13 tRNA genes are annotated in these 1,163 nt (G+C 51.3%); all 13 read left to right on the plus strand.

From position 1 onward, the window contains the following. The 13 genes from R3P95_RS25995 (at nt 1) to R3P95_RS26055 (ending at nt 1,162) form a co-directional block, all read left to right on the plus strand. Nucleotides 1–76: transfer RNA gene (locus R3P95_RS25995), tRNA-Asp, on the plus strand. A gap of 21 nt (nt 77–97) precedes the next feature. Continuing rightward, a tRNA-Phe gene (locus R3P95_RS26000) sits at nt 98–170 on the plus strand. A gap of 6 nt (nt 171–176) precedes the next feature. After that, a tRNA-Thr gene (locus R3P95_RS26005) sits at nt 177–252 on the plus strand. Nucleotides 253–257: 5 nt separating this feature from the next. Further along, a tRNA-Lys gene (locus R3P95_RS26010) sits at nt 258–330 on the plus strand. A gap of 18 nt (nt 331–348) precedes the next feature. Further along, nucleotides 349–423, plus strand: a tRNA-Gly gene (locus R3P95_RS26015). A gap of 7 nt (nt 424–430) precedes the next feature. Continuing rightward, nucleotides 431–516, plus strand: a tRNA-Leu gene (locus R3P95_RS26020). Between the two features lie 10 nt (nt 517–526). Continuing rightward, nucleotides 527–600 (plus strand) — tRNA-Arg (locus tag R3P95_RS26025). Between the two features lie 8 nt (nt 601–608). Then, nucleotides 609–682 (plus strand) — tRNA-Pro (locus tag R3P95_RS26030). Nucleotides 683–704: 22 nt separating this feature from the next. Beyond that, nucleotides 705–780: transfer RNA gene (locus R3P95_RS26035), tRNA-Ala, on the plus strand. Between the two features lie 26 nt (nt 781–806). Next, nucleotides 807–880 (plus strand) — tRNA-Met (locus R3P95_RS26040). A gap of 28 nt (nt 881–908) precedes the next feature. Next, nucleotides 909–982 (plus strand) — tRNA-Ile (locus R3P95_RS26045). A gap of 9 nt (nt 983–991) precedes the next feature. Continuing rightward, a tRNA-Ser gene (locus tag R3P95_RS26050) sits at nt 992–1,081 on the plus strand. 5 nt (nt 1,082–1,086) lie between these two features. Further along, a tRNA-Asp gene (locus tag R3P95_RS26055) sits at nt 1,087–1,162 on the plus strand. Nucleotide 1,163: the final 1 nt, after the last annotated feature.

Consider the following 1,163-nt stretch of genomic DNA (forward strand, 5'->3'; position numbering starts at 1 on the left):
GGTCTCGTAGTGTAGCGGTTAACACGCCTGCCTGTCACGCAGGAGATCGCGGGTTCGATTCCCGTCGAGACCGCCATTACTTTTGACTTATGATTAAGGTTCAGTAGCTCAGTTGGTAGAGCAATGGATTGAAGCTCCATGTGTCGGCAGTTCGACTCTGTCCTGAACCATTTCTTGCCGGCCTAGCTCAATTGGTAGAGCAACTGACTTGTAATCAGTAGGTTGGGGGTTCAAGTCCTCTGGCCGGCACCATCTTTGAGCCATTAGCTCAGTTGGTAGAGCATCTGACTTTTAATCAGAGGGTCAGAGGTTCGAATCCTCTATGGCTCATACGATTTATTTTAATATGCGGAAGTAGTTCAGTGGTAGAACACCACCTTGCCAAGGTGGGGGTCGCGGGTTCGAATCCCGTCTTCCGCTCCATTATTTTGCCGGGGTGGCGGAACTGGCAGACGCACAGGACTTAAAATCCTGCGGTGAGAGATCACCGTACCGGTTCGATTCCGGTCCTCGGCATTATTATTTTGCGCCCGTAGCTCAATTGGATAGAGCGTTTGACTACGGATCAAAAGGTTATGGGTTCGACTCCTATCGGGCGCGTTCTCTTACGGGAAGTAGCTCAGCTTGGTAGAGCACTTGGTTTGGGACCAAGGGGTCGCAGGTTCGAATCCTGTCTTCCCGATAGGAAATTTAAAATTTATTATGGGGGCTTAGCTCAGCTGGGAGAGCGCCTGCTTTGCACGCAGGAGGTCAGCGGTTCGATCCCGCTAGTCTCCACCATTTAAATCATTTACAAACTATATAACGGCGGTGTAGCTCAGCTGGCTAGAGCGTACGGTTCATACCCGTGAGGTCGGGGGTTCGATCCCCTCCACCGCCACTAATTATTAGTTGTAGAATTAAAATTTGGACCTTTAGCTCAGTTGGTTAGAGCTAACGGCTCATAACCGTTCGGTCGCAGGTTCGAGTCCTGCAAGGTCCATATAATTTTGGAGGAATACCCAAGTCCGGCTGAAGGGATCGGTCTTGAAAACCGACAGGAGCTTAACGGCTCGCGGGGGTTCGAATCCCTCTTCCTCCGTATTTGGTCTCGTAGTGTAGCGGTTAACACGCCTGCCTGTCACGCAGGAGATCGCGGGTTCGATTCCCGTCGAGACCGCCAT

The organism is Rhodococcus cercidiphylli, assembly GCF_033042225.1.
Taxonomy (GTDB): Bacteria; Actinomycetota; Actinomycetes; order Mycobacteriales; family Mycobacteriaceae; genus Rhodococcoides.